The 21,939-nt window shown below is 41.3% G+C and carries 19 protein-coding genes; 11 read left to right on the forward strand and 8 right to left on the reverse strand.

Annotated elements, in window-relative coordinates; all coding sequences use genetic code 11:
- Window positions 1-35: 35 nt before the first annotated feature.
- From NIAKO_RS16060 to NIAKO_RS16075, 3 genes are all read right to left on the reverse strand, one after another.
- A complete protein-coding gene (locus NIAKO_RS16060; RefSeq protein ID WP_041346828.1) occupies window positions 36-584 on the reverse strand; it encodes a GyrI-like domain-containing protein in 549 nt (182 codons plus the stop codon).
- A gap of 77 nt (window positions 585-661) precedes the next feature.
- On the reverse strand, window positions 662-1,057 hold the full coding sequence (locus NIAKO_RS16065; protein WP_207622386.1) for an MDR/zinc-dependent alcohol dehydrogenase-like family protein: 396 nt from the start codon (window positions 1,055-1,057) through the stop codon (window positions 662-664).
- Between the two features lie 687 nt (window positions 1,058-1,744).
- Window positions 1,745-2,965, reverse strand: a complete 1,221-nt coding sequence (locus NIAKO_RS16075; RefSeq protein ID WP_014219508.1) for a DUF418 domain-containing protein — start codon at window positions 2,963-2,965, stop codon at window positions 1,745-1,747.
- Between the two features lie 442 nt (window positions 2,966-3,407).
- Between NIAKO_RS16075 and NIAKO_RS16080 the strand changes: the two genes are divergently transcribed.
- Both NIAKO_RS16080 and uvrA read left to right on the forward strand, forming a co-directional pair.
- Window positions 3,408-3,833: a hypothetical protein gene (locus tag NIAKO_RS16080; RefSeq protein ID WP_014219510.1), complete on the forward strand. Its 426-nt coding sequence runs from the start codon at window positions 3,408-3,410 to the stop codon at window positions 3,831-3,833.
- A gap of 449 nt (window positions 3,834-4,282) precedes the next feature.
- On the forward strand, window positions 4,283-6,568 hold the full coding sequence (gene uvrA / locus NIAKO_RS16085) for an excinuclease ABC subunit UvrA (RefSeq protein WP_242675456.1): 2,286 nt from the start codon (window positions 4,283-4,285) through the stop codon (window positions 6,566-6,568).
- Between the two features lie 104 nt (window positions 6,569-6,672).
- Here uvrA and NIAKO_RS16090 read toward each other — a convergent pair whose 3' ends face one another.
- Complete coding sequence (locus tag NIAKO_RS16090; RefSeq protein ID WP_014219512.1) at window positions 6,673-8,613, reverse strand: tetratricopeptide repeat-containing sensor histidine kinase; 1,941 nt, start codon at window positions 8,611-8,613, stop codon at window positions 6,673-6,675.
- A 409-nt stretch (window positions 8,614-9,022) separates the two neighbouring features.
- Between NIAKO_RS16090 and NIAKO_RS16100 the strand changes: the two genes are divergently transcribed.
- The 6 genes from NIAKO_RS16100 (at window position 9,023) to NIAKO_RS16130 (ending at window position 14,619) form a co-directional block, all read left to right on the forward strand.
- Window positions 9,023-9,463, forward strand: coding sequence for a DUF3859 domain-containing protein (locus tag NIAKO_RS16100; RefSeq protein WP_165761258.1), 441 nt, complete (start codon window positions 9,023-9,025; stop codon window positions 9,461-9,463).
- 479 nt (window positions 9,464-9,942) lie between these two features.
- Window positions 9,943-10,365, forward strand: a complete 423-nt coding sequence (locus NIAKO_RS16105) for a hypothetical protein (RefSeq protein WP_014219516.1) — start codon at window positions 9,943-9,945, stop codon at window positions 10,363-10,365.
- Window positions 10,366-10,731: 366 nt separating this feature from the next.
- Window positions 10,732-11,871 (forward strand): serine hydrolase domain-containing protein, encoded by a 1,140-nt coding sequence (locus NIAKO_RS16110; protein WP_107685587.1) that lies wholly within the window; start codon window positions 10,732-10,734, stop codon window positions 11,869-11,871.
- A 420-nt stretch (window positions 11,872-12,291) separates the two neighbouring features.
- Window positions 12,292-12,549: a hypothetical protein gene (locus NIAKO_RS16115; protein ID WP_041346836.1), complete on the forward strand. Its 258-nt coding sequence runs from the start codon at window positions 12,292-12,294 to the stop codon at window positions 12,547-12,549.
- Window positions 12,550-12,735: 186 nt separating this feature from the next.
- On the forward strand, window positions 12,736-13,029 hold the full coding sequence (locus tag NIAKO_RS16120; RefSeq protein ID WP_133055279.1) for a hypothetical protein: 294 nt from the start codon (window positions 12,736-12,738) through the stop codon (window positions 13,027-13,029).
- Window positions 13,030-14,166: 1,137 nt separating this feature from the next.
- Window positions 14,167-14,619: a hypothetical protein gene (locus NIAKO_RS16130; RefSeq protein ID WP_014219519.1), complete on the forward strand. Its 453-nt coding sequence runs from the start codon at window positions 14,167-14,169 to the stop codon at window positions 14,617-14,619.
- A gap of 376 nt (window positions 14,620-14,995) precedes the next feature.
- Here NIAKO_RS16130 and NIAKO_RS39130 read toward each other — a convergent pair whose 3' ends face one another.
- Entirely contained in the window at window positions 14,996-15,337 is a 342-nt protein-coding gene (locus tag NIAKO_RS39130) for a hypothetical protein (protein ID WP_081195883.1), read from the reverse strand.
- Between the two features lie 489 nt (window positions 15,338-15,826).
- Between NIAKO_RS39130 and NIAKO_RS16145 the strand changes: the two genes are divergently transcribed.
- A complete protein-coding gene (locus NIAKO_RS16145; protein WP_242675457.1) occupies window positions 15,827-16,231 on the forward strand; it encodes an alkylphosphonate utilization protein in 405 nt (134 codons plus the stop codon).
- Here NIAKO_RS16145 and NIAKO_RS16150 read toward each other — a convergent pair.
- Genes NIAKO_RS16150 through NIAKO_RS16160 form a run of 3 tightly spaced genes read right to left on the reverse strand, consistent with a single transcriptional unit; the run spans window position 16,228 to window position 20,520 of the window.
- Entirely contained in the window at window positions 16,228-18,849 is a 2,622-nt protein-coding gene (locus tag NIAKO_RS16150) for a TonB-dependent receptor (RefSeq protein WP_014219523.1), read from the reverse strand. The genes NIAKO_RS16145 and NIAKO_RS16150 overlap by 4 nt on opposite strands.
- 43 nt (window positions 18,850-18,892) lie before the next feature.
- Entirely contained in the window at window positions 18,893-19,906 is a 1,014-nt protein-coding gene (locus NIAKO_RS16155) for a FecR family protein (RefSeq protein ID WP_014219524.1), read from the reverse strand.
- Window positions 19,907-19,953: 47 nt separating this feature from the next.
- Window positions 19,954-20,520: an RNA polymerase sigma-70 factor gene (locus NIAKO_RS16160; RefSeq protein ID WP_014219525.1), complete on the reverse strand. Its 567-nt coding sequence runs from the start codon at window positions 20,518-20,520 to the stop codon at window positions 19,954-19,956.
- A gap of 303 nt (window positions 20,521-20,823) precedes the next feature.
- Between NIAKO_RS16160 and NIAKO_RS16165 the strand changes: the two genes are divergently transcribed.
- Together NIAKO_RS16165 and NIAKO_RS16170 are read left to right on the forward strand one after the other, a co-directional pair.
- The gene (locus NIAKO_RS16165) at window positions 20,824-21,537 is read left to right on the forward strand and encodes a c-type cytochrome domain-containing protein (protein WP_041348755.1); all 714 of its coding nucleotides are present in this window, start codon (window positions 20,824-20,826) and stop codon (window positions 21,535-21,537) included.
- 20 nt (window positions 21,538-21,557) lie between these two features.
- Window positions 21,558-21,935, forward strand: a complete 378-nt coding sequence (locus NIAKO_RS16170) for a hypothetical protein (protein ID WP_014219527.1) — start codon at window positions 21,558-21,560, stop codon at window positions 21,933-21,935.
- Window positions 21,936-21,939 lie beyond the last annotated feature (4 nt).

Consider the following 21,939-nt stretch of genomic DNA (forward strand, 5'->3'; position numbering starts at 1 on the left):
TTGTGAAATAAAAGGCCGTCATAGGGTATACCGGTCTATTGCAACCGCTGATACACATCTGTACGAAGCTGCGCCGGGTCTTTTACCGTGCCCGGGTCATCCAGGTAAACCTCAAATGGTTGCTGCAAGGCCTTTTTATTATTTTCCTGCAACCATTTGCTGATGGCTGCATACGCAACACCTACCTGGTTATAGGGTCCCTGGTAATGAACAACCAGGGCGTCACCACCACCGATCTTTTTACCTTTTATTTTACCGGTGAACCCGTTTGGCAATTTGTCAACTTCAACCGCTGCATCAAATATAAAAGGCTGGTGCGACGTATAATAAAACGCCATTATTCTCCCGGTCTTTAATGCATGCTGATTGGAGTATAGAAACAGTTCGCCATAATCTTTATTAAATAACCGCCCGAAATCTTCAGTTGTATTTGCGGTATCGGTAATAGCTATTATCAGAAAAGAAGCGAGACCGGTCTTTTCGGGAATAAAAACCTTTTTCTGAGTAGTATCCTGGTTAGTCTGCGCTGCTATATTTATTGTTGTTCCCAGCAATAAATACAATAAGCCTATGCATAGTTTCATTCTATTCATTTTCATTAAAGCTATTTATAATCTATAGCCTTAACCATGACGCCGGTTAAAATATGCCCTGATTAAGATCACTTTTCAGCAATTCTGTGGTCTATAACCAGTACTGCTGCCCCCTGGAATGCGCCGTTGCGAAGATCGTTCAATGCATTATTGGCTTCAGCCATTGGGTACAGCTTCGTTTGCGTATGAATAGTAGTTTTGGAGATTTCCGTAAAAAAGGCTTCGCCATCCTTACGGGTAAGATTGGCAACGGACTGCAGCTTTCTTTCGTTCCATAACCATTTAAATGGGAAGGAAGGGATATCGCTCATATGAATGCCGCCGCAAACGACCACCCCGCCTTTATCTGTATCCTGCAAGGCCTTAGGTACCAGCGACCCTACGGGTGCAAAAATAATAGCTGCATCGAGCGGTTCGGGCGATGGTTGTAATGAATCGCCTACCCAAATAGCACCTAATTGCAAAGCCAGCTGTTGCGCTTCTTTATCGCCCGGTCTGGTAAATGCATAGACCTTTGTTGCACTACTTAAATGTAACCATTATTTGCGTTTTACCTGGTGTACTGGAAAACAATGGAAGCTTTTTTGGCACTGAAATATATACAAAACGGGAAAACCTATCATTGCTGTTCAGATCAATGCCCGGAATTATTTATAAAAAAACCGGTGTAATGATACAGACAGCAATCATAAGACCAGTTGATTATTATCAGATTTAAACTGGAGAATGCCTTCTAACTTCAAATAGGTTTTTCACAGAATATTGGATTATTACGAAGCCGGATGTCTATCCGGCTTCTCTTATATACAGTCTCTTTGGACCTTATGCATACACCTAACTGCAATACAAATAAAAGACAATGGTATCGGGTTTGCCCCCAAATATGCAGAAGACATCTTCAATGTTTTTTACCGTTTGCACAGCCAGCAGGGCTCAACTTTTAAATTGTATTTACCGCGGTTTATGGATGTTTGAAAACATTAGAGACAATGTTTTAATAATTGCGCAAAATTGTCAAAATATTTCACGAATGATCAAAAATTTACGCCCGAAGTTGTCAATAAAGTAACATATTGCAAAATAGACAGGGATGAATTAAAGTTGAGTAAAAATATCGCGTATTTAGTCCGCTTTTAATCATAATTGTGTAACTATTGTAATGCCCTGGCGGGGTCCGGTTGCTTTCCGTAAGTAAATCTTCGCCATATTGCTTCCAGCGGCCCAATATTGTAATATTTGAGCCAGATATTGCTATAAATGACCTGGACAATAAAAATCAGTACAGCCAATAACAACGATTGTAACAAGGTAAGCTTCCCTGTGAGTTTTAACCCGAAAGGATAAAACAGCAGCATGCATATAATGGTCTGGGTAAGGTAGTTTGTTAACCCAAGCCGTCCGCAGTTACCCAGCCAGATCGCTACATGCGAGTTGCTTTTGTGCAGCAACAGGGTAATGATACCTATATAGGCGAATGCCATGAGCAGGATACCAGTAAAACGTATCATCTTTATAAATAGCTGCTCGTAAACTGCCTGTTGGGGTGAAAGGAAATGCACATTCAGGGTAGGCAAACAGGCAATTACCTTTAGAACGAGTGCAAAAGGAAGTATGATAAAAATGGCTCGTTTGATGGCTGGCTGCAATTCTGTTATACGGTAAAAAAAGCGTGTTTTGCCGGCTATCAACCCAAGCAGGAACAGGATTATTATATGCTCATATCCGGTCATTGTACTACGCGTTATTGCAATGAAGCTACTTAATGTTTTGTCATATTGTATCTTTAGAATTTCTGAGAAAGGTCCATATTGATAGGCATTGATCAAATGCACTGTATCTTTGCTGAATAACTCCTGTGAATGAGGAGGCGCTGGTGAAAAAAAGACAGTTCTCAATACATCCAGTAATATGCCAAACAAAAAGATACCCGCTGCCCATCTGAAAATAACAGCTGTTTTCCTTTTATAAAAATAGATCAAAGGAATACCGAATATTGCGTAAACGTGCAATACATCGCCCATCCAAACGGCGGTATGAATAACACCAAAAAGAAACATAACTGCCAGGCGCCGTATGTACAGTTTGTTGCCATTGAGTTCAAGACGGGTATTTTTTTCCAGCATGAGATAAAAGCCAAGCCCGAAAAGAAAACTGTAGATAGTATAAAACTGCCCTCTAACGAAGATGTCCAACAAAAACTTTGTGGGAAGAAACGTAGACAGATTATCCCAGTGCAGTACCGCTACCTCTTTTGTATTTAAAAATTCAAACGGCGTATAAGTCTGGATATTGGCGAGTAATATTCCCAAAAGACAAATTCCCCGCATCCTATCAAGCAGGACAATACGTTGAGAAGGAGCATAATAACCCATAAGCGTTGGTGTTAGCAATTGCTGTACATGGAAAATAATTTATAAGTAACCAATATATCTCAACGACAAAATAAGCAAACTTTAACTGGCTACAAAGCCACCGGTCATTTGACCATGTCACTAACACTAAAAAATAATTATATTAAAATCAGGTATAATAAAAACAATGACCAGATAATTTTAGCAGAGGCAATCAGCGCATTTGTCAATCCCCACAAGTACTTGCGTTCCCCGGAAAGTGGATTTCGACTATAAAACATACCATTTTACAATTTATTTACAAACGATACATTTTTATTTACAATCCAAGTTCCTGAGGCTGAGATACATCAGAGTAATTTTGTTGCACCAACTCAAAAGGATACGAAAAATAAAAAGCAATGCCTTAAATGGATCTGATCTATCAGGAGATAGATTTATGTTAATTAAACCTACAAAAAATATGAAAAACGTTATTTATGCGCTGATCCTACCGCTGGTTGTGGTAAGCGGACTAGTATTTGCCAATCGCGAAAATGGTCAAAAAGTGCTTGCCGGTGCGGTTAAAATAAGGAACCATATAAATACTTCTACCAACATGGAAGCTGTTGTAACCTCTCTTTCTCTTCCGCCAGACTCACGATCAGGTTTCGGAGTGATGGTCAAAATTAATGGTTACGATTATATTCTTAGTTTTGGGCGGGAAAACTCCAATGAATTTCAGCAATTACATAGCCTGAAAGTGAACGACAAAATAATTATAAGTAGCCATAGTGTATTTAGTGTATCGTACACGCCCAATTATTCATATCCAATTGTATCGGGCGACTATGTAGAACGAGATGGTACAATAATATATAAACGTGCCCCTCGCAAAGGCGGTTGCTGAGTTCACATCGCCAATGCTTTTACGTTGGCTATTTTTGCGAATTGAAAATTGATTTAAACTAAAAAAGCCTCAAGTTCAACAATTTGAGGCTTTTTATTCCTGGATACCCAGAACAGGGGAATTATCCAACCCTTGCTTTGATAGTATGATATTTGCTGTAAATAGTTATAGCTTAAACTATAGTAGTTGTATCAAAACGTATGTAATATTCATTTATGAAGGAAGGGCAGTCTAAAAAAGCATCGGCTGGCGATTTTGTTCGCGTGCGGGGTGCAAGAGAACACAATCTTAAAAATATCAATGTTGACATACCGCGTAATTCGCTGGTTGTTTTCACAGGCGTATCGGGCTCAGGTAAATCTTCGCTGGCATTTGGAACTTTATATGCTGAAGCCCAGCGCCGTTACCTGGAATCAGTCTCACCTTATGCAAGACGGCTTTTCAACCAAATGTCCGTCCCTGAAGTGGATGAAATCGAAGGCCTGCCTCCTGCTGTTGCTTTACAACAACAACGCGGAGCTGTAACCACACGTTCTTCTGTTGGCAGTGTAACAACGCTATCCAACCTGCTCCGTATGTTGTTTTCAAGGGCAGGTAACTACCCCAAAGGACAATCGATTATCTACGCCGAAGGCTTTTCACCGAATACACCCGAAGGGGCCTGTCCCAACTGTCACGGACTCGGCCGTATCTACGATGTGACCGAAAAATCGATGGTACCGGATGATAGCCTCACGATCCGTGAACGCGCTATTGCTGCCTGGCCTACTGCCTGGCAGGGACAAAACCTGCGCGAGATCCTGATGACACTTGGCTATGATGTAGATAAGCCCTGGCGCGACCTGCCGAAGAAAGACCGTGAGTGGATATTATTTACAGATGAACAGCCAACCGTTCCTGTGTACTCAGGCCTTTCTGCAGCAGATATGAAAAAGGCCCTAAAGCAGAAATTGGAGCCGAGCTACATGGGCACGTTTACAAGTGCTAAGCGGTATCTGATGCAGACCTTCGCTAATACGCAAAGCCAGCTAATGAAAAAGCGGGTAATGCAGTTCATGCTAAGCGCAGACTGTCCGGTATGCAATGGCAAAAGGCTAAAAAAAGAATCTCTGTCAGTAAAATTTGCCGGTTATGATATTGCAGAAATATCGCGCCTTCAATTGTCTGAGCTTAATAAAATTTTTACACCTTACGCCAAACATGCATCGTTTGATTCAATAAATGAAGGGCACCCTGAAAAAGAGATGGTGGCGCAACGTATTGCTGAAGATCTCGTGGCAAGGCTGTCTATAATGCTTGACCTCGGTCTTGGCTACCTTACGCCGGAACGCAGCACACCTACGCTGTCGCCGGGTGAGTTGCAAAGACTACGGCTCGCAACGCAGGTACGCTCCAATTTATTCGGCGTTGTGTATGTACTCGATGAACCTTCTGCGGGCCTTCATCCGGCAGATACAGAAGCATTGCTGCGCGCGCTCGATAAACTGAAAGATGCCGGCAATTCGCTTTTTGTAGTTGAGCATGAAGTGGATATCATTCGCCACGCAGACTGGGTGGTAGATGTCGGCCCTGCCGCCGGTGTTAATGGTGGTGAAATTCTATACAGCGGGCCTTTAAGCGGGTTGCAGGAAGTGAACGGCTCTGTTACCCGGCGATATATAGCACAAGCCATCACGCCCAAACGAACTGTACGTACTCCGTCAGACTGGCTGCGGCTGGAAGGAGTCACCCGAAACAATCTCAGCCACCTGGATGCTTCTTTTCCTTTAGGTGTTTTAACGAGTGTAACGGGTATTTCCGGCTCAGGTAAAAGCAGCCTTGTAAGCCAAACGCTTGTAGAACTTGTTTCGGCGCAGCTTGGCCAGGAAATAGATCCGCCATCAGAAGATCAACAGGATTTGCTTCAGGAAGAAACGGTTCTTTCTTCAGGGCGGATAACGGAAGGGATGGAACGGGTTAAACGCATGGTGCGGGTGGATCAAAAACCGATCGGCCGTACACCCCGGTCTAATCTCGCGACGTACACAGGCCTGTTTGATCATGTGCGTAAACTATTTGCAGGAACGAAAATGGCGAAATCACGTCATTACGATGCAGGCCGTTTTTCGTTTAACGTAGCCAAGGGCCGTTGTCCACATTGCGCTGGTGAAGGCTTTGTAATGGTAGAATTGTTGTTCCTGCCAAGTGTGTATTCCCCTTGTCCTACCTGCCACGGCACACGGTACAACGACAAGACGCTCGAAATAAAATACAAGGATAAGAATATTGCTGAAGTACTCTCGATGACGGTAAATGCTGCGCGGGATTTTTTTGAAGAAGAGGAAGCCTTGCGGCGCAGCCTTGATGTAGTGCAACAGGTAGGGTTAGGTTATCTAAGGTTAGGCCAGCCTGCAACAGAATTATCAGGGGGCGAGGCACAACGCATCAAACTGGCAACGGAACTGCAGCGTTCGCAACGTGGCCATACGCTTTATGTGCTGGATGAACCCACGACAGGATTACACCCTGCGGACGTAGAAAGACTCATGGTGCAATTAAATTCGCTGGTAGATGCTGGCAACACGGTGATTGTTGTTGAGCACGACATGCACGTTATTGCGCAAAGCGATTGGGTGATAGACATTGGGCCGGGCGCCGGCGAAAATGGCGGAAGGATCGTTGCTGAAGGAATACCGGCGGAAGTTGCGAAAAATAAAAAGAGTAAAACCGCTGACTATTTATCGAAGTACGTATAACGGGCCAGAAGCAAGAAATGAAGGGGCATTCATTTATATATAAAGAAGTGGTTTGAATGAATGTTATATTGATACTATATTCCAGGAAGCTTTGACAACAAGCATTACAAAGGCTTGCAGGGCAATGCCAGGTAGAAGATGCTTCCTTGTCCAGGCTCACTTTGCACTGTTAATAAGCCATTATTTAATTTAGCCAATTCATAACATAACCGCAAGCCCAGGCCTATGCCCTTTTCATGCGCCGTACCAAAAGTAGAAACCATTTGGCCCCGGTTTATTTTTTCCAGTGTTTCAAGTGGTATTCCTATCCCGTTATCTGCCACGCTTATAGTAACTACAGTATTTGTGGTGCTTGCCGAAACGATAATAGTATCGCCCAAATTACAGAATTTAATGGCATTGCCCACCAGGTTACGAAAGATAACCTGTATCATATTCATGTCGGCCCATACAGATATTTCTTCAGCAGTCAATTCATACCTAAGGCTAACGCCTTTTACGGCAGCCTGTTTAAAAAAAACTTGCAAAACTTCGGTTATGAGTTGGTGTACTGAAAATATAACCGGCAAAACGGTACTCCCCATAAACTGGCTACTGGCCCAAAACAGCAGGTTATTCACCAGTTCAGAAGAATATGTAATATCCCGGCGAAGCTCTTCCAGAATCTTTTCAATAGTTTCTTTTTCCTGATAATTATCTCCCAGCAATTGTAGTATCTCTTTTAGAGAATGTAGTGGCACTTTCAGATCATGGGAAATAATGGAGAATAATTTGTCTTTTTCCTGGTTATTTTTCAACAATAATAAGGCTTGCCGCTCTATTTCTTCATTCTTGGCTTCCAGTATCAAGTTGTTCTTTTGTTTAATTGCTCTACTTCTGATTAGTAACAGAACCAGCAAACTAAGGAACAGGATCAACAGCAAAGCAATAAAAATCTGCAGTTCCTTTTTTTGAACAATACTTTTATTCAGGACATCCCTTTTTTCCTGGGCAGCTTTTAAAAGGGCTTCCTTTTTCTCGAATTCAAAGCGCGCCTCTAGCTGTTCTGTTTTCTTACGCAATGTTTCATTAGCAACACTGTCTGAAGCTTGTTTTAACAATTTATAATACTTCAATGCATAACGAGTATTGCCCAGTGCTTCATAAGTAGCAGCCAACTCACTGACGGCGTCCAGAATATGGGGTCTACTTTTTACCGCCTGCGCCTTTTGTAAACTTATACTGGCATATTTTAAAGCCATTGGATAATTCTTTAACTGAATATATACGTCGGCGACCTCGTTTGCGTAATAGGATTGGCGTGCCACATCATCGGTATTACAAAAATAATCCCAGGTTTGAAGTAAACAGGCTAATGCTTCTTTGAACCTGCCTTTAGCCTTATAAAGCAATCCAATTTTATCGTTTACTACCACAATAGCGTACCTGTTTTTTATGGCAGTTGCCACCTTCAAAGCCTGATTAAAATAAAGCAACGCCTCTTCGTACTTTTTATCATTGGCCCAAAGCACCCCAATTGCAGTTATTGCCATATACCAGGCAAGGCTGTCTTTCCTGATTTGAAAAATATCGCCTGCCTTTTTTATTATATTCCGCGCGTCCTCACTTCTTCCTATTTCCTGATAGGCATTATTCCCTATATTGAACATGGCTTTCGCCATCTGTAGCGAATCGTTCTCCTTCTCTGCCAGGCGAAGTGCATCTTGATAATACTGTAACATTTTTGAATAGTCACCCAGTTCAAAATAGGCATTTCCTTTCTGTCTTAGACTTATGGATTGGCCCCTGGCATACCGGATTTGGATTGCAATTGCGAGGGCTTTGTCGTTGTAGAAAACCAGGCTGTCGACGCTAATCCTGAAATAGGCAAAGGCCAGACTGTCAAGTAAATCAACATAGGCTGTATCTTTTAAATAGCCAGGATGTTGTTGCATGTCAATTATCTTGCTTCGTAACCGGGGAATGTTGGCAGGTTGCGCCTGGCTAGGCTGGAATGGTTGCAGTGCTATAATCAATATACCAATAACAACGGCTTTTTTATTCATAAAGGAAGAATAGTTGGCTCTCCTGGTGCGAATAAATGGAGGTCCGATATTCAATTCCACAATATAAATAAAAACGCCTCATAAAAATTATTTACAAGGCGTTTCAGTTTTGTGCCCCACTTAAAAGAATTATCGAACCGGGAGATGGAAGAATTGATATTTATTTTTAAACTTAAACCATTAATAATCAAAACGGATTGAATGTTAATAATTTCAGCTATAGACTGCAAATTATTTCGATGTATTTGCGCCGTAACAATGAAAAAGGCGAATGCTAATACTTTCATTTTCAATATTTATTAATTTAGGCCAAAGCCGGTTTACGGCATATATTTATGTGTTAACTGCAATGCCATTGACACCGCACATGAAACAAACCTTGACAATATGTCAACTAAAACAAATGCTTGTGGAACAAGAGAAAATTAAACAGGTAAAACTTCTAAAATTTGGTCTGCTGACAACAGACGAAGAGGTGAAAGAGCATAATAACGAGAGTCTTTCTGGATACCTTCTCTATCCAACTACAATAGAATTTATAGAGACTACTGACAAGCTGGAAGGCGTTGTTGGGTTGAAATTTGGCATTGAATATTCTATTGAAGGATATACTGATGAAAAATTCGTTGATGTAACTTTCACTTGTAAAATTTCACATCCGCTTTTGACAAACCCGAATACGGGCGACAGTTCAACAGTAACCGTAGAGACAAAGAATAGCTATTTAAACGAAAATAATTTTGACTACTTCTGTTTTGAATATGATTGGGAAATTAAAAAAGGTGCCTGGACATTTCAAATATTGGAGAACGAGGTGATTAAACTTGAAAAGACGTTTGAAATATTGTAAAATAAAATTAAACTATTGACAGATGAGAGGCACGGCAGCTAACATTGCATTGGCAATATGGCGGGGCGACGAACATATTCTCAACTTTTTGTTCGCTAATCAGCTTCGGTTCAATGCAGAAGAATAACGCCGAGCAACAGAATAAATAATGAACTTTTGTATTAAATCAGAAGGGGTACCGGGTGGACAGAACCCAGAATACCGCCACATCGCCAATGCATCAGGGCACCAAGTTTCGCCAATGGGCTACGGCAAGGCTTCGTAAATGCATCGATAAGGGTTTTACCATAAACGATGAGTTGCTCTGCCGAACGAAAAGCTGTGGCCGTTATACGCAACTATATGGAACCCTCATTACAGAAGCTTCTTAGTAAATAAAACTTGAAGTCAATTTATTTTTTTTTGTAGTTCTCTTTCTTTCTTGTACTCAAAACAAAGGACATCCAGATAATATATTCTTTGTTCCTAATGCATATAACTTGCGACGGGATTCAGTTGAAAAGGGGCTACTTCCTGGGCCCCTTCCTCCGCCAGTTCCTTTTTATAAGAATTATCACTTTTTAGTGGACTCTGCGGGACAGTTGTATTACTATCAATTAGACCAAAAAGGTTGGTTTTGTGGGACAGATTACGATTATAATGTTCCACTTTTCATGGGATTAAAACCAGACAAGCTATTTCAAGTCTCTGAAACAAATGTCGCTGAAGTAGTTAAAAAGAATATATTGAGTCAAGAACCTTCATTCCGGTGGGCAATAATTGGATTAATAAATGATACTATAGAGTCAAACGGATTAGCTAAACTAATGGATATACTAAAATCAGATTTAAACAAGGTGAAATGGAATCTAAGAAAAGCTACCATTGAAGAATCTGTTATTTTTGATTATAAGATGATTTAAGGCTAATTTTTAAGCTTAAACCATAAATAGCTAAAACGGAATATATGTAATAATTTCAGCTCCAGACTATAGCCTGAATTCTTCAATTTCAAGTAAGTATTAATAATGGAGAAAATATCTTCGGTTATTTCATCAAATTTTAGTAATCTCGTTGTTGGGAGATCGTTAGATCAGGATTAATACCACCTTTTAGCAATTCTTTTAACAGATACAATGGCGGCGGTCCCCGGTAACCAAACAATTTAAATGAAGAGCCATTTGAGCAAGATGACGGGGCTGTTTATAGGTATATTATGGACAATACTTATCTTTTAGAACGATAACAAAATGACGGGTTCCTCTGTTTATACCATTTATGATTCGCCTATGAAAACCTCCAAAACCAGACAGTTTTATTGCGGCAATATTTATTTTTTCTTACTACCCTGCTTGGTTTTATCCACCCGGATCGTGCAAGCCCAAACTTCTGCTGCAAAAGTGACTGGCCTGCTCAAGGCGGAAATGCAGACCCGTCATATTCCAGGTTTGCAATTGGTCGTGATCCGGCACCGTCAGATCGTTTTAACCCAGGAGTTGGGGCTAGCCAGCCTGGAATTTAAGGTACCTGTCAGTTCCGGTACACTTTTCTCGATAAATTCCATTGCCAAGGTATTCACAGGTACGGCAGTTATGCAACTTGAGGAGCAAGGTAAGCTCAAACTCGACGATCCTATTTCTTGTTACCTGAATGACCTGCCTGCCACCTGGGAGCTTGTCACTATACGGCAACTGTTAAGCCATACTTCAGGCTTGCCGGACATTGAGGACGATCGCACGGACGGGCTGGTGGGCAATAAAGGTGAAGGAACCGCCTGGGAGGTAGTAAAAACCCTGCCGCTCACCTCCAGACCGGGCGAAAAATTCAATTACATTGCGACCAATTACCTGCTGGCGCAACGGATTATTGAGCGGTTAACCGGGCAGCCTTTTGAAAACTATATCCGCATGACACAATGGAAACCGGCCGGACTGCGCAAAACGGTCTATGGCAATTCGGGCGATGTAACACCACAAAAATCGCCGACCTATACCTATTATCAGTTGGACAGGGATAAAGGCGAGCGCGTTCCGACTAAAACACTACGCCAGGTAAATGAGATTTTTCCTATGAGCTACCGCGCCGATGCGGGAGTATTCAGTACGGCGACCGAAATGGCGCATTGGTTGCTGGCACTGGAAAACGGGAAATTACTGAAACGTCGAAGTATCAAGACCATGTGGACACCGGTAGGGCTCAACAATGGGAACTATGACGGCTTTGACCCGCCCTTCAACGCCTATACTTTAGGTTGGCCGGTAGCGGTCCGTAAAAAGCATCCTGCGATTGCACCGATAGGCGGTGGGCGGGCAGTCATAATAAACTACCCGGACGACGATCTGTCGGTGATCTTGTTCACCAACCTTTCAGGCTGTTCACCCGAAGTAATCGCTGAAAAAATCGCGGCTGTATATTTAAACAGTCAATAATCATCTCATGGGAACCGTGAATTTTCCGAATTATAACATCATCACCTTTTTATAGTCACATCGCAAAGCCCTGAACGTCGTTAGCTGACATTTTAGAACCACAATACCAACAAATGAGCTTTTTAAGAAAAACCAGAAGATGAAAATAAAAAAAGACTTCATAATCTTGTTGCGCAGACTATAAATGCAGAAGAACCACACGCATGGAGAAAAACTGTATTTGCAATTGGTGGACTGAGTGAGATTGGATTTTCAAAACAGCACTCAAATCTATTATTGGTAATTTCAAGTCAAGAAAGAGGAATGATTGATTGTCAAAGTTCCGAACTAATAGAGAGAGATTATGATACTAATTGGGATTGGATAGATTCATATGAATTGACTGCTCAAGGATGAGGAATATTATCGAATGAAAAAATCTTGGTTAGCGGACTTCATGGAGGAGGACTGCCTTTAATGAATAAAAGTGGTGATATTCTTTTATTTATGGCAACAGAATGGCCAATAATCGATATAATATTTGAACCTAATTTTAAAAGTATTTACAAAGAAAATCAAGCAAAAGAATGTTTTAGAGTTTTTCACGATTATGAATTATGTACATACGGATTTTCATTCAATGGTGAAACTCTTGTAATAGCAACTAGTAGCGAAATCAACATTATCGAAAACAAATAAACGTCAACTAGGGTATTTGCAATAGCATGGCTGGAGATTGTATCTTTTGTTATAGCAGACATTATGCCCCAATATCGCATCACATACCAGTAAACGTTAGCATCAACTTTATAACCACAACAACTGACATTCAGAACATCACAGAAAAGTATAAGGCTGGACATCGATATTTCATTAACCTTGACTTTGACAAAGGCGAAAAAAATGACAGGACAAATACTTGCTGAGAAAATATTAGATAATTGTTGCTTTTCAGTTGACTTTTCGCAAACAGACTTTACAAAGAAGTGCTTTAATTTTTTCAACCTAATTGGTGACAGACAAAAAGATAGCATTGATAATTTGCTCGTTGTTGGTGTTTATGAAGGACTTTACGCCAACAAAAAATGTAACGACATTGCTCGAATACTATTAACAGGAAGAAATAAAGACGTTTACGAATACTGGATGAAAAATGGAAATATACGTGGCGAATACTGACAAGAAGAAAAGCTGCCGGTAAACATAGAACGGACTATGCTACAAATTATCGAACCAGGAGATGGAGGAATTGAGCCAAATTTATAGGCTCAATTCCTGTATCAGTATTATTAACGCAACTTCTAAACACAACGCTTAGATATTGAGACCATAATAAGATATCATTTGGATAATTCAAAACGAACTCATGTTGTATTTGCGCTACCAGGTAAAATCCGCATATTTTTAGCAAGTAGCTTAAAAAGACTGGTTTGTAAAAATTGCTTGTTGTGAAAAATAGCGTATAATAGCGGTAATACAACGTTGCCTGCTATATTGGACGACCACAATTATATTGACTAATGAAAATAAATTTCAAAAACCCTTCGACAAAGAAATCCTGTTTGACAGTTCTATTTTATTTAGTTGCTGCAATTTCGATTTATCTACTTGACGAAAGTTCACCATCAGGACCTTGTACACCAGGACTTGGAATACTTAGTTTTATGTTGTTACCTTTTATAAGTGCTATACTTTTAACTGTGAACTTCATAAAGACATACAAAGGAGACAAGACAAATAAAGTGTCGGCATTGTTACATTTTATTTTTATTATCGGCTTCTTTATTTATCTAAAATTAGTATGACAACAAAATATAAATGGATAATTAGGCTTTCATTATTGACAACACCAGTACTACTCTTAATTTCAGTAATGATTATTGGTGGTGAATAGCTGATTATACGATTTGTTTGTATTTGCGCCGTAACAATTTTAATAGCGAATACTTGATTATCAATGCTGATTTTTCGGCCAAGACCGGTTAACGGCATATATTTAAGTGTTGTGCGCCACCTTAACGATACCTTATTATGATAAAATCTTTACTAATAGTTTCATTTATAATTTGCTCGACAAACCCGACAACTTCTCAAACAAATTACTTGACAGACATCAAAACAAAAGGAGAGTTTCGTTATCCGGATAGCTCTATTAACATATCAATAAATTATTGGCGGTTTGACACATGTTTAACGCTACCAAAAATTTGCAAATACAATACTTCGACCGCAGCAAATATTAGGGTTTATCAAAGCAGAGATTCTATTCGGTTTTTATTTTTACGAAGTAACAATTCAGGTTATAAAAGCAAACACATGGACGATAGCATGATGTATTGCTTCTTTCCGAGTAAGGTTAACTCTTCTTTTTTAATTCGTAAGATATGGATTGACAAAGCCAGCAGTGTAAAGGATGACATCTATGTTTTTAAGACTGATACATTTAGTTTAAAAGTTATTGACACATTATTTTTTTCTGGCAGTCGTCTCATAAATAAGGTTTTTAAAACAAATAAGATAAAGGATAAAAAACAATTAAGAATATTTGTATTTAAGTCGCTTGACACGAACGGAAGTATCATGCTTCATTACTGGACAGAAAATATTGGAGTCATTAAACTTACCGATGAAAAATGTTGGAGATATTCTTTTGAAATGAAAGATGACAGAACGAAATCAATTGAAAAAATGTTAGAAGAACTTTTAGCGCTAATCAAGACAACATATAAAGACCCGCACTGGCTCAGCGAACCCTGTTATTTTGAGTGACGCTTGACGTGACAGCAAGGCGAACGCACAACAAAAGCATTTGCAATGGCAGGGCTTGACGCGTCAGTGTTTCGGGAATAGGTGATTCACATCCCCCGCATGATTCAAGCAATTTAAGTTTAAGTGGTTGGAATAAATTACATGACGAGATGATCAGTATGAAGTCCGCGAATATAAATCGCGGATTTTATGTTTAAGAAACTCTTCGGATTAACAAAGGCTTCAGAGAATAAAAAACCCACTGCACCTGAATCTTCCACTATGGAAAGCTGATTTCGTGTAATTCAAAACACGAAGCAGAAAAAGCAATTAACAAGACTGTTAATTTCAAAACATTGTTCTTTCATCTATATATGGCGGGGGATCCCTATTCTACTTATTCATAGTTTCTTTCCAAAACCATAAATGTCGGCAGCACAGTTTTCCCATTTAGTGCTTTGTCTTTTAAGATAATTTGTTCTAATGCAACAATCTTGATATTGTCAGTTGAATGTTTATCATCCGACAAAAATTGCCAGTCACCATCTGAGTCATGAAGAACTGTAAAACAGCAGCCCCTAATATTGGGATTGCCGCCAGATCCCATTGCTAATCCATTAATGTTACCAGCAAAAGCAAATGGACATTCATCAAATAAATAAATACTGGTCTGACAGCAAAGAAAAGCTTTGCACTTACAACACCTCGCAATTGTATAATCCAAGGCTTTTAAAATCAACAATTGATTTTTTAATCAAATGTCGAATGCCAGAAAGTTGTGCTCCTGGCCTTTCATTTGACCATTACGAACAATTAGCTATTCCGGCACCAAACGAAGTTTTCAATATTTACATTGACGAGCTAAAGGATTATTTAATGATTGGGAGTAATGGTAGTGCCGACCCTATTTGTATAGACCTAAACAATAACAACGAAATTGTTTATTTAAACCACGACAATTACTTCGAAAGGATCTATATGACATTATTCGGCACGAGTTGCGACAGGACGTTTTACCGTTTTACCTTTAATTACGCCCATTTACAGATGCAGGGAATATCGTCTATTAAATCTGTACGAGCAACTTCCCTTCATTTTTGCACGAAAATAAATCAATAAATGCCTGAGGTAGTTGTTCAAAGCCTTTTACAATCGTTTCTTTGTCGCCCTGTGCAACACCTGTTTAACAGCGTTGGATCAACAAAATGCCTATAACCATTGGCAGTGTTTGGCCGGCAGTATCTGGAATAATGAACCAGGTGTACAGGTATTAAGTTACCGGATACTGTACAGTTACAAAGAAAAAGAATGGGCCAATGAGATCATGTCATCGGTGGAACTGGATGAAGGTGTAGTGAACTGGGCGCTGTATCCCTACCAGGCAAAAGAGTCGCATAAGGACAGCAATGGAACTGATTTGGTAAATGGCGATACGGTGGTGCTTACACAAAACCTGAACGTAAAAGGAACCAATTTCACCGCGCCAAAAGGAACTATTGTACGCAGGATCCGCCTGGTGCCTGATAATACCGAACAGATAGAAGGAAAGATCAATGAGCAAACGATAGTGATTTTGACGAAGTATGTGGGAAATCGTAATAATGGATACGGTCTACGGGTAAATTGTATCTAAAATTTCAACCTGTAAGTAAGAGTTGGTATAACCGGGAAAAACGGTATTTCCTTTATATATGGTTTTTTGGTTACCGGATCAATGGACCTGTAATAGAATTGTGTATTCCTGTGTGCCAGTACATTATAGACCGATAACACCCACTCACTGGTAAGGGCCCCGGTTTTCCTGTACATAAGGCTTACATCCACGCGGTTATAAGGAGAAAGCTGGTGATTATAGGCATTATTACTGCTGTTGTGCCCGTCTTCATCGTACAATGGATTATCATCCCCGGAGCCGGACGGAGCACCAACGCCAGTATGCGTATCCAATGTAACTGACCGGCCGCTGGCGAGGAAAGCGGTTGCAGCCGCTGACCAGTGTTGATCAAAGTCATAGCTGCCCAGTAGATACAGGCTGTGCTTCCTGTTCGTAGCCAGCGGAAAACCGGCGCCATGGTTCAGTGAATCAAATTGTTGATATGCATTGGAAAATGAATAGCATATCCATCCTTTTGCTTTACCCCTGTTTTTCCTGATTATTAATTCACTGCCATAACTCCAGCCCTTACCGAATATCAGGTTTTCTTCCAGGTCGTTGTTTATTACTGTTGTGGTCCCTCCTTTTAACAGCAACTGGTTATCCATGGTCTTATAATACACTTCCAGACCAGCCTGAAACATTTTTGCCCCGAAATTTTTATACCAGCCCGCCGATAACTGGTGACTGGCCTGTGGTTTCACTTTACTGCTGCTCCCCATCCAGATCTCAGCCGGGAATGTTGCATTGTAACTTTGAACCTGGTAGATATACTGATGCATTCTGCTATAGGCCAGCTTTATGCTGCTGTTCTCACCTGTAAGATACAATAGTGATAAACGGGGTTCAACATACAGGTATTGCAGTTGGGGTTTCCGGTATAACGGCACTCTTATCCCTGCATATATATTGAATGTGCGGGTGACCTTATAATCATCGCTCAGGTAGGCGGCAAAACGATCACTGCTTTTTTTAGGAATGTCATTTTCGTTGATGCTTAAAAAACCGGCAGAAGAAACCTTATTTGATAAAGTAGCCGGAAAAAGCGATTGCTGAAGGTAGTCTATACCCATACGCATTCTATGCGCAACATGTGGGTAATAATAAAAATCTGTTCTGGCATGCAGGTCACGGATGCCTGAGTACAACTCTGCAAAATAGCTCTTCTCTATAGTAGAGACCCGTTGAAAATAAGAGGTATAGAAAAGGGAGGTGTTTGAAAATAATTTTTTAGAATAAACGTGGTTCCACCTAACACCCAAAGCCCTGTTTCCGAAAGCAATGTTATAGTTTATGTATTCTCCCCGCTCACTATCGTCCTCTGTTTCTTCACCGGCAGAATTATATGCGCCTTTATCGGATCCCTGGTACATACTGAAATAGATCCTGTCGCGGGCAGATAGCCGGAACTGAAGTTTCGCATTCAGATCATAGAAATAATAATTACTGAAATAACCGGTAGTTGAAACGGGACGAAGCATCCAGTCGATGGTACTTCTGCGGACAGATAAAAAGAAAGAAGATCGCCCGGGTGTTACCGGGCCATACAAGGCCATAGAAGAAGCCATGGTGCCCAATTGTAACTCGCCGCCCAATTGCTGATCGCTTCCGTCTTTCATATGCACTTCGAGCACCGAGCTTAAATTATCTCCGTACGGTGCAGGGAAACCGCCCTTCAGTAAGGTCGCTTTCCTGATAGCGGGAGAATTGAAAACACTTACCAGGCCGAACAGGTGACCGGGATTATACAGCGTAGCTTCATCGAGTAATACCTGGTTCTGATCAGCATTGCCCCCGCGTACAAAGTACCCTGCAGTACCATCCATACCTGCCTGAACCCCTGCCGACAGCTGTATCGAATTAATAATATCGCCATTTCCACTGACGGCAGGTGTGGCAGTTATCATATCAGTCGACAGGTCGATCAAATCAACCTGGTTCCTGTTAACCGGATTGTTCCTTTCACTCATTACAATGACCGGCCTTAATGTAAATGAGTCCTCACGATGATCGAGTTGTATATCCAACCTCAGATCTTTACGGCCGGCCAGCACCGTTCGTATGGTTTCAAAACCGGCATAAGATATTTCCACTTCCAATGAATCAGCAGCAGATACTGTAATGGAATAAAAGCCATAACTATTGGCAACGACGCCCAGCTTAAGTGCCGGTAAAAAGATATTTGTACCAGTAAGCACTTCCCTGTTCTTTTTATCACGGGTAAAACCGCTGAGTGTTATTTTACTGGGCAGTTTGTTTTGTAATATTATTTGATTGTCGCTGATCTGGAATGTAAGACCGGTTTCTTTGAAAAGGCTGTTCAATACATCTGCCAGTGGTTCGTCGATCGCCCTTATCGTGATCTTAGGTTGTTTACCTACCAGATCTGCATCATAGGCAAACCGGAAAGATGTTTGCGACCCTATTATCAAAAGTATATTTTGCAGGGATTCATTCTTTACGTCAATGGTGATCCCTTCTGCTTTTTTAGTGATGGCCTGCGACTTTATTGATTCACTAAATGACAATAGCAACACTGCAAGTGAAAATACCTGCAATAAGCTTTTGCCTATCCTTCTAATGGTGCCAAGCCACATCTGTTTTCTTGTTGCTAGGTACAGTAATTTAGGAATTACGGATTTATTCCTTTGTTAAATAATACAGGTCATTTTTACGGACCAGGGTGATGTTCAGTGATCTGCAAAGCACATCTATAGCATTATCAAATGATTGCCCTTCAAGGTTGCCGGTAAATCTCTTTTGTGCAATTGCAGGATCGATCGTTATTTGTTTCTTATATTCCACCCTGAATTGCTGAATCACTTCCGGCAATAAGGTATTGATGAAACGCAGCTCGTTCTGGCTAAAACCGGAATCCGCAACAGGGTTACTAACAATAAGTGGGCCGGAAACACCCGCCCCTGTCAGTAATGTCGCCTGCATACCAGCCTTTAACTGGCGAACTTCACCATTGGCATTGTTCCTGAATTCGACGCTGCCATCCACCACAACAAGATGGATACTGTCGTTTGTTTTCTTTATCCTGAAACTGGTCCCAACATCCTTTACACTGGCAATTCCAAGTTCAACAACAAAAGGCTTCTGTTCCTGGTGGCGTACTTCAAAAAAGGCTTCCCCTTTTTTTAATATCACCTTGCGAACAGCACCATTATAATTGGGGGGAATTTCCAAGCTGGAAGCAGGGAATAATTTAATAATGGAACCGTCTGCCAGGGTAACCGATTGCTGTTCAGCAACTGCTGTTTCAAAATTTCGGCTACTGCCGGCCTTCATGTACCAGATGCCAGCTACCAGAACCAGTGCAGCCGCCACAGACAGCACCGTGAATAAAAGGGCGCGCTTTTTTATGGTACCAGCAATCGGTTTTACCTTACTATTTACTTCAGCGGCTTCCTGTTCAACCAGTTTACCCTGCAATGCATGCCAGCCAACCGTTTCATCAGCTTGCAGATAAGCCTGCAACTCGTCCAGGTCATTATCCCAGGCATTCTTTAATTGTATGAATAACTCCCTGTTTTGCACACCGGATGCGATCCAATGCTGTAAGGCAGCATTTTCTTCGAGGTTGATATTGCCCTGAAGTGCGGAACTGATCAGGTGCCATGGAATAGTATTGTCAGAAAAATGATCCATGTGCTATGTTGATAAGACAGATAAAATGAGGCCTGGTCCCGGTCATACTACAAAAAAAGTTCCATGATCAATAACAGGAGCATGGATCTACCGGTATGCGCGGCCAGGGTTTTAAGTGCCTTTGTAATATGGTTTTTTACTGTTTTTATTGAAATGCCCAGTTTATCGGCGATCTCCTGTTGTTTCAGCCCTTCGAACCGGCTGAGTTGAAAAACTTTCTTACACTGACCGGGCAGGTTATCGATGGCTTTATACAGCTGAACTTTCAGTTCATTGGCTTCCAGTAACCTTTCTTCATACACTTCCTGCGGCAGTTGAGCCAGTTCACGCTGATTCTCCAGGTCTTTGCGCTGTTTATTAATGGCGTTGAGGCTCCTGTTCACCACCGCTTTATAAATATAGGCATTGAGCGAAGTTTCGATCATGATCTTCCCGGCGTCTTCCCACATCTTCAGAAAAACATCATTGACGATCTCCTGGGCCAAAGGCAACGACCTGACATATTTATAGGCAACCACGAAAAACTCTTTGAAATGCGCTTTATAATAGCGTTCAAAAGCCGTTGTATTCCTTTCCCGGATCTGCTGCCATACTATGTCATCTGTCGGATTCATTAATACAAAAAGAAGAAACAAAGGTGAAATAAAACAGGTATCGTGGCTATGCAAAATACCATAATGATCGAAAGCGGGCAAATATTCTTTCCCTGATCATTCACTAAGCGGGCTCAATTTTTTTTATAAGATCACTAGGACCACAGGCAATTTATCTTGTCTCACTAACAGGAAGCAGCTTTTACCCCCAACACTAACTGGTTAACAGCATCACCGCATGGTTCCTCCTTCAGGGGCCCGGGCGGGCTTATGCTTATAACTCCTACCCCTTACCAGTACATATTATTCAAAAACAAAACAACTGTGAAATCAACATCAATTATTACGGTTGCAGCTACCGTATTCCTGTTCGTTAACTGTAAGCATGAAATAGTATCAAAAGGCGGAAACAGCAGTGGAGGTAACGGTAATGGAAATAATCCTCCGGTTATCACTATCACATGCAGTGCCGACACTGTTTATTTTGGCAATATCATTCTGCCATTGATCACTTCAGGTTGCGCCATGAGCGGTTGCCATGATGCCACCACGCATAGAGAAGGGTTGGTACTGAACAGCTATGCCGGCATAATGAATATTGTAACCACAGGCAATGCTGCCGGCAGTAAACTGTACCAGGTGATCAACACTACCAACCCGGGCGATATTATGCCGCCGCCGCCTCATCAGCCCTTTAGCGCTTCCGACAAAGCTGCCATTCAGAAATGGATAAACCAGGGAGCGAAGAATAACCAGTGTAATGGCGGGTGCGACACCACTGTATTTACCTATTCAGCTGTAGTAATGCCCCTGATGAATACTTACTGTAAAGGCTGCCACAACCCCGCTTCATTGGGTGGCGGTGTTGATCTAAGCACCTATGCGGGTGTAAAGGCTGCGGCAGGTAGCGGAAGATTATTGGGCAGTATTAAACAGGCAACCGGTTACAAGCCTATGCCGCAGGGAGAAAGTAAACTGGCCGATTGCCAGATAAGGCAAATTGAAAAATGGATCCAGGCAGGAACGCCAAACAATTAATTCATATAAACAAAATGTATATGCATTCATTCTACGGCAGCAAGCTGTTGAAAGCATTGGGTGTACTTGCCATCATTATAGTATTAGCAAGCGGATGTTATTACGATAAGGCAGAACTGATCTACCCTGGCAGTACAACCGACTGCAGCAAAGTAACGGCCACTTATACCGCCGTTAAAACCATCCTGGCCGGCAAATGCAATACAGCCGGATGCCATAATGCAACATCGGCGGCGGGATCGGTGGTGCTGGAAACCTATGACCAGGCAAAAGCACAGGCAGCCCGTATAAAGCAACGGGCTTTCGTTGACAAGACGATGCCACCCGGCGCCCCGCTCACTGCGCCGGAGATCGCCGTTCTTACCTGCTGGATCAATTCCAACACACCTAATAATTAAATCC

This window comes from Niastella koreensis GR20-10 (assembly GCF_000246855.1).
Taxonomy (GTDB): Bacteria; Bacteroidota; Bacteroidia; order Chitinophagales; family Chitinophagaceae; genus Niastella; species Niastella koreensis.